6 protein-coding genes are annotated in these 6,831 nt (G+C 55.4%); 3 read left to right on the top strand and 3 right to left on the bottom strand.

All coding sequences use genetic code 11. The features are described from left to right. A partial coding sequence (locus AACR93_RS20390; RefSeq protein ID WP_043851820.1) for a DUF4113 domain-containing protein occupies window positions 1-266 on the top strand: 266 nt, incomplete at its 5' end. A gap of 191 nt (window positions 267-457) precedes the next feature. Continuing rightward, window positions 458-1,654, top strand: a complete 1,197-nt coding sequence (locus AACR93_RS20385) for a J domain-containing protein (RefSeq protein WP_043851819.1) — start codon at window positions 458-460, stop codon at window positions 1,652-1,654. A 198-nt stretch (window positions 1,655-1,852) separates the two neighbouring features. Here the strand turns inward: AACR93_RS20385 and AACR93_RS20380 are convergent, their stop codons facing one another. The 3 genes from AACR93_RS20380 to dusB all read right to left on the bottom strand — a co-directional run bounded on the left by AACR93_RS20380 (window position 1,853) and on the right by dusB (window position 5,122). Next, window positions 1,853-3,277, bottom strand: coding sequence for a hypothetical protein (locus AACR93_RS20380; RefSeq protein WP_042649080.1), 1,425 nt, complete (start codon window positions 3,275-3,277; stop codon window positions 1,853-1,855). A gap of 557 nt (window positions 3,278-3,834) precedes the next feature. Then, entirely contained in the window at window positions 3,835-4,131 is a 297-nt protein-coding gene (gene fis / locus AACR93_RS20375) for a DNA-binding transcriptional regulator Fis (RefSeq protein WP_005309538.1), read from the bottom strand. 25 nt (window positions 4,132-4,156) lie between these two features. Continuing rightward, window positions 4,157-5,122, bottom strand: a complete 966-nt coding sequence (gene dusB, locus AACR93_RS20370) for a tRNA dihydrouridine synthase DusB (protein ID WP_033114933.1) — start codon at window positions 5,120-5,122, stop codon at window positions 4,157-4,159. 290 nt (window positions 5,123-5,412) lie between these two features. On the opposite strand from dusB, the gene AACR93_RS20365 reads away from it, so the two are divergent. Beyond that, window positions 5,413-6,819, top strand: coding sequence for a TolC family protein (locus AACR93_RS20365; RefSeq protein WP_043851818.1), 1,407 nt, complete (start codon window positions 5,413-5,415; stop codon window positions 6,817-6,819). Window positions 6,820-6,831 lie beyond the last annotated feature (12 nt).

Raw genomic sequence — 6,831 nt, 5'->3', positions numbered from 1 at the left:
TTTGGCGCGACGGTTACCGCTATCAGAAGGGGGGCGTCATGCTGAGTGAGTTCACCCCCAAGGGGCAACAACAGGCAGATCTGTTTGCCCCGTCCTCCGCTCAATCGGACGCGCTGATGGCAGTGATGGACCAGATCAAAGCCAAGGGATTGGGGCGAGTAGGCTTTGCCAGCCAAGGTACGGGGTCGCCTGAGTGGATGATGCGACAAGAGCTCCTGAGCCCCTGTTACACCACCCGCTGGGAGGACCTGCCGGTGGCCAGGTAAGTGGATACAGTAATGTGCCTACCGTTTGCTAGATGTGGTACCCCACGTGGTACCCCAATACGAGGTTTTAGGATGATTTCTCAAGATCGACAAGTCGCGGCAGCAGACCGCGAGGATAGGCGCATCTCCTCCCCTCTGATAATCTGCCGTGGCCACGGTAGCCAACTATCCCGTTTTCATTTGGAGTTTTCATGTCACTGACCAAGAGTAAAACCTCGGCCAAGCGAAAAAAAGCCGAGCCGCGCCACGAGAGTCCGGCCCTTGCCTATTTTCATCGCCAGTGGCAGGCCATCGAAAAGCTGCAGGCCAAGCTGGCCAAACAGGAGCAAGAGGGGGCGGATATCTATCAGCGCTTTGTCAGCGACATTGAGCCTCTGGAGCGTGAGCAGTGTGGGCTGATTTTTCAGCTTTGCCAGCGGCTGGCCGGTTTCACCGCCCGCAAAAGTTTTACCCAGTGGCAGCGCGAGATGCTCCATGGCTGGATTGATGAATTGATGGGGTATCTTGAATCCAACCCGTTTCGGGGGGAGCTGGATCTGGAGTCACTCTATATGGCGGTGCAAGCGGGCAGCGTCAGCCAGCTCGATGATGATCAGCTCGAGGCGAGCTGCGATTTTATCACTGACATGCTGCAAGAGGCGTTTGGCGAGAGCCCCGATGATATCGAGCTGCTGCGCGAGATGGTCAGAAATCCCGAGAAGCTGCGCGACTATATGCAAGCCCAGGCCCAAAAACAGGGCGGTGATGAGCATGAGTGGGTCGACGACGCGCCGGACTGTGGCGATGACCCCTTTGCCAATGACGAGGCTTTCGCACGTTGGCAGGATCATCATGACATGGCCGATCCGGATGAGGTTGCCAGGGTTGAGCAACTGCTCGATAACTCAAGCCTTAAGCAGCTCTATCGCAAGCTGGCTATGACGCTGCACCCGGATCGGGAGCAAGACCCGGTCAAGCGTGAAGAGAAGAGCCGCCTGATGGGCGAGCTCAGCCATGCGTGGGAAACGCGGGATATGTTTACTCTGTTGCACCTGGCTCACACCCATCTGCCCGAGGCAGACAAGCTGCTGAGTGAAGAGAATCTGGTGGCCATCAATCCGGCGCTCTGGCAGAAAAAACGTGAGCTCGAGATCTGCTTTTATAGTGGCCCGGAGGGAGTGCAAGGGGTTATCTTGCACAAGTTTAAACAGCGCTCGAAGAAGAAGACCGATCTCGCGTTCGAGGAGCATCAGCACTATCTACAGCGGGATATCAAGCAGTTGCATGGACAACTGGCGACCATCACCACCCTTGCAACCCTCAAACCCTATCTGGCCGAGCGCTGGGACGCACGTCAGCACGCCATCTGGGATGAAGAGCCGGACTTTGATGAGATCTTCTTTCTATAACACTTTTTTCGAAAACACATTTTTTGAAAACACCTATTTCGAAAACAAGAGAGAGCCAATGGCTCTCTCTTGTTTTGGGTAGCTTGAAGGATGTCGTGGCAATGAGACATCCAGATGAGTGCTATCGAGGCGCTGGACAGCCAAGGGCGCATGGAACACCAGCACAAGCTGACTGACCGAGTGAAAGGTGTTAGCGCCTTATTTATTCTCGGCCTGATACTGCACACCGCTCGCCGACATGGTAATGGCCGGTAGCTTTTGACGAACCGCCTCCCAAAAGCTGCTCTTGCGTTTGTGCTGCTGATAAAGCTGATTCAGATACTCCTGTGGCGAACAGAGAGGTCTCTCTCCATCCTCTTGTTCTACCTTTAAGGCCGCCTGATAATCCAGGCTCTTTTTCAGATCCGAGGCTGCCCCCGTGTAGTAGGTGCTCTTGCCCTGATTAACGACATTGGCCACCAATTGACGACGTAGCCGCACTGCCACCACGATAAATCCCTGCTGATAGAGGCGGCTCGACCAGGTTCGTACGGTTGAACCAGCAAGGAGTGAGAGATCCTCCTGCAAGTCTGCATCTGTACATTGCTCAAGCCGTTGTGCCAGTTGTGGCCATGCATCAACCTCCTCCAACAGCAACAAGACCTCGCGTAGCCCCCATGATTCGGCAATGGCAACAAACTGGCCTAATGCTACTTCTCTAGGCTCATCTCCACTTTGGCAATAACTCGCAAAAAACGAGTTTGCCCGTGTGCTAGCAAACGCGCGTAATGCCTGAGCATGAGCGTCAGCTCGGCGTCCCTCTTCCAGATAGGCCCGGATCAACACTTGATGCCACAGGTTCAATTGGCGGTGGCGCTGCAACAGAGCCGAGTCCATTGCCTCTAATACCGCGATGGCTTGATCGGCGCGTAATTCGTCGGTCAGCAGTCTGGCATAGTCAATCTGCTGACGGGGGTGGCTAAAGAGACCAGCCTGTTGCACCGAGTCAAAGAATGCAATATCACGCAACTCAAAGCTCAACCCCAACGCCTCTGGCAATAGACCTGCCGCCGCATAGTTATCGCGCAAGGCTCGCATCACTGGGGAGCCGAGCACATCACGGTAATCAAACAGGCAAGTAATGCTGATCGATGGATCAATGTCTGACAATCCGTCACGCAATCGACGAGCCAGCACCTCTGGGGGGACAGACTCTCGTTGAGCAGCGATCGCCATCAACCACTGTTCGACCAGCGCAAGATGGTAGTCCTCCCAGCTGCCACTGGATGTATCCATCTTTTCATACAAGGCTCTGGCATTCGCCAGCAACTCGAGGGCGAAGAGTTCTCCCTCCCTTGGAGAGGCGACGATCCCCTTGGCCAGCAACGGAATAAACTGATTTTGCAAGGTATCGAAGAAGGCATCCACCTCCTTATAATCCCAGGAAGGGGGGCGACGAGTGAGCTTGCTATACTCTTTTTTTGCCAATGCCAATAATGCATCCTCAGCAGTAAGGTACTGGTTAATCAGGTGCTTTTTTGCGAGGGGAAGATGCGTTGCCAGGTCAAGCACGATAGCCAACAGCTCGGCTTGGCTTTTGCTTTCCAGTTTACTCAATTGCGCTTTGGTTAATATTCGTGCCATCAGCTGAACTACCCATTATCAGGTCTATCTAATCGAACATTGTGCCTGAGACCGATATAGATGCCTATCCATTGGAGCGACATCCCCCGGATGACAGAGACCATAAAGAACACATGGTTAAGAAACCATGTCTACGTCGCTGGAGGCGCTCAGCAATGAACACCTGCAAGAGCAAGCCACCAAGGCCCGATTTGCTGCTCGTATCCTTCATGCCCACTTTCTGGCACAACGTAGCGAACACCAGTGGTGGTACCCATCAAGATTGGCCGCAACGAGCCGTGTCCCTTTGGCTGCGGCTAGAAGTACAAGCAGTGCTGTTTGCACTGACCAACAACATAGATAGCAAGAGAGGGCCATTGGCCCTCTCTTGCATTAGGCAACATGGGGAGGATAGGTACAGTTATGTGGTCAACGCTGTTCATCAGGCTAGTCCGAGTTGAGTCGTCGACAATGATAACTAGTCTTGTAGGTGTGGGTTCAAATGTGGGTTCAAAACGAAAAAGGCACTATCAATAAAATGATGGTGCCTTTATTTTCAATAGCTTAGCTGTTATGGCTTAGTTCATGCCGTAACGCTTGAGCTTCTTGCGCAGGGTACCACGGTTGATGCCCATCATCACGGCGGCGCGAGTCTGGTTACCGCGGGTGTACTGCATGATCACGTCCAGCATCGGCGCTTCGACTTCGGAAAGAACCATATCGTACAGATCAATCACTTCCTGACCGTTCAACTGGGCCAGGTAGTTACGCAGGGCCTGTTGCACAGAGTCACGCAGGGGGCGCTGGGTCGGCTCGGCAGCGTGATTGTGAGTAGTTGTTACCAATGCATCAGAAGTCAGGGTTTGTTCGAACATATTCGGTCGGCTCTTTAGTTATGCGTTAACCTAATCCATCGAAATACGCTTCGAGTGCCTCAAGTTGTGCGTCTGCACAATCCAGGGCATTGAAGTGCTTACGGAATTCTCGGCCCGTCTCTTCTTCATCCAGATACCAGCCCACGTGTTTACGGGCTATGCGCGCTCCCAGATATGCACCATAAAACTGGTGCAGGTTGGTTACATGCTCGTTCATCAGGGTGCGAACCTCTTCCCTTTCGGGAGGCGGCAGCTTGGTGCCCGTCTCAAGAAAATGACGGATTTCCCGGAAAATCCAGGGTCGTCCTTGCGCAGCGCGGCCGATCATCACGGCGTCGACGCCGGTATAGTCGAGGACATACCGGGCCTTTTCCGGGCTGTTGATGTCGCCATTGGCGACAACAGGAATCGATACGGCCTGCTTAATCGCCCTGATAGTGTCGTACTCCGCTTCGCCCTTGTAGAGGCAGGCACGGGTACGACCATGCACGGCGAGGGCCGCGATACCGCAATCTTCGGCGATTCGGGCGATCTCCACGCCATTGCGGTTATCCGGATCCCATCCTGTGCGGATCTTCAAGGTGACAGGCACCTCCACTGCATCCACCACGGCCCGGCAAATTGCTTTGACCTGATCGGGGTATCGCAGCAGGGCTGAACCTGCCAGCTTCTTATTCACTTTTTTTGCCGGACATCCCATGTTGATGTCGACGATCTGTGCGCCCTGCTCCACGTTGTAGCGGGCAGCAAACGCCATCATCTCGGGGTCGGCTCCGGCAATCTGGACCGATCGCAAACCGCCTTCTGCAGAGTGATCCATCCTCATCCGGGTTTTCTGGGTATCCCAGACATCCGGGTTGGCCAGCAGCATCTCGGAAACGGCCATGCCGGCCCCCAGTCGCAAACAAAGTTCACGGAATGGTCGGTCAGTTACACCGGCCATGGGAGCCACGATCAAGGGAGTTTCAAGCGTGTGGGGACCTATCTGCATTCCACGGTTACCATCGGCTTAGGGCGGCGTATATTACGCATTTTTTAGGCAGGAGAAAAGGTTAGTATTTGAGCGTCAGCCATTTTTTTCTGAAAAAAACGTCGCGCCAAGGCTTGCAAATTCTGGAGTTATTGAAAAACGGCCAGATTGACCGTCAGTGAGTGCTGTACCATTCGGGCCAGCCCCTTGCATAATTGTCTGTCCACTTGTCGGCCTCGTTTGCGTTATGATGGCGGGCTTATGCGAGCAAAAGCTCCAAACATTTTTGCAACAATGCGGATTGGGGATCTATGACGTCAAGGTTCATTACATCACTCTGGCCGTGTCTGCTGGGTGCCGTGCTGGGGTCGGCGCAGGCACAGACCATCAGTTTCAGCGAGGCCTGGACCCGGGTCATCCAGCAGGATGAGGGGCTGGCCGCCGAACAGGCAGGGGTCGATCGCGCCAAGCAGCTGCGCGAGGCTGCCAAATCCATGTATCTGCCCAAGGTAGATGTGGGCGCCAGCTATACCCACCTCGATCAGCCGATGGAACTCGACATGATGGATCTCAACCCCATCGCCAACCATCCGGAGTTGGGTCAGGTATTGGCGCCACTCATGCAAAAGTTCCATCTCAGTCCCGACGACTTTGTTACACCTCTCACCAAGCAGAATGTCGTGACCAGCTCGGTCAAGATGCTCTGGCCGCTCTTTACCGGCGGTCGCATCGATGCGGCGCAGGATATCCGCCAGGCACAGGTGAGCGAGGCGCAGCAGCTGCTGGTGCTCAAGGAGCAGTCCACTTTCGAGAGCCTCTCCCAGGCCTATTTCGGTGTGGTGCTGGCAGGTCAGGTGGTGCAGACCAAGCAGGATATTGAGGACGGGCTGGCCCGTCATCTGGATCACGCCAGGAAGCTCGAAGCGCAGGGGCAGATTGCCAAGGTGGAGCGTCTCTCCGCCCAGTCGGCCTATGACCGCGCCCGCATCGATACCCAGAAGGCGCGCCGCAGTCTCGAGATCGCCGAACTGGCCCTTGGCCGCATGCTGAAGTTGCCAGATGCCCAGCCTGGCAGCGGCCTATTCGTCAATGAGGAGCTGCCGCGCCTCGATGGGCTGGTGCAACAGACCCTGGAAGTACACCCCGGCCTTAAATTGCTTAGCGCCAAGAAAGAGCAGGCCAAGGGGATGATCCGGGTCGAGCAGGGCAAATATGCCCCCGAGGTGTTCCTGTTCGGTAACTACAACCTCTATGAAGATGATTCGATAGCTTCCAAGACCGCGCCAGACTGGCTGGTGGGGGTGGGCGTCAGCATGCCGCTGGTGAGCCGCGATGGCCGCTCCGAGACGGTGCAGGCCGCCAAGAGTGCCGAGCTGCAGGTCAATCTGCTGCAGGCCAAGACCCGCGATGATCTGAAGCTGCTGGTGGAAAAGACCTGGCGTGAAGCTGCGCAGGGGCTGGAGGAGTATCAATCCCTCTCTTCCACTCAGGCGCTGGCCGAGGAGAACGTGCTGCTGCGGGACAAGGCCTTCGGGCAGGGGCTCTCCACGTCACTCGATGTAGTGGATGCCCAGAACCAGCTGGCAGGGGTCAAGACCCAGCGCGCGGCGGCGGCTTATCAATATGTGGTGTCGCTGGCCCGTCTGCTGGCACTCTCCGGCCAGATGAACAGTTTCAATCAATATCAGCACGGTCAGGTTATCGAGGTGAACTCATGATCGCACTCCAGT

Source organism: Aeromonas sp. L_1B5_3 (assembly GCF_963866575.1).
In the GTDB taxonomy this organism is placed as follows: Bacteria; Pseudomonadota; Gammaproteobacteria; order Enterobacterales; family Aeromonadaceae; genus Aeromonas; species Aeromonas jandaei.
Note: the sequence above shows the minus strand (reverse complement) of the source record. Positions and strands in the feature narration are given on the sequence as shown.

Bases quoted from the DNA above. Each gene is read 5' to 3' on its own strand.
- AACR93_RS20380 (WP_042649080.1), bottom strand. From the start codon at position 3,277: ATGGCACGAATATTAACCAAAGCGCAATTGAGTAAACTGGAAAGCAAA.
- AACR93_RS20365 (WP_043851818.1), top strand. From the start codon at position 5,413: ATGACGTCAAGGTTCATTACATCACTCTGGCCGTGTCTGCTGGGTGCC.
- AACR93_RS20385 (WP_043851819.1), top strand. From the start codon at position 458: ATGTCACTGACCAAGAGTAAAACCTCGGCCAAGCGAAAAAAAGCCGAG.
- fis (WP_005309538.1), bottom strand. From the start codon at position 4,131: ATGTTCGAACAAACCCTGACTTCTGATGCATTGGTAACAACTACTCAC.
- dusB (WP_033114933.1), bottom strand. From the start codon at position 5,122: ATGCAGATAGGTCCCCACACGCTTGAAACTCCCTTGATCGTGGCTCCC.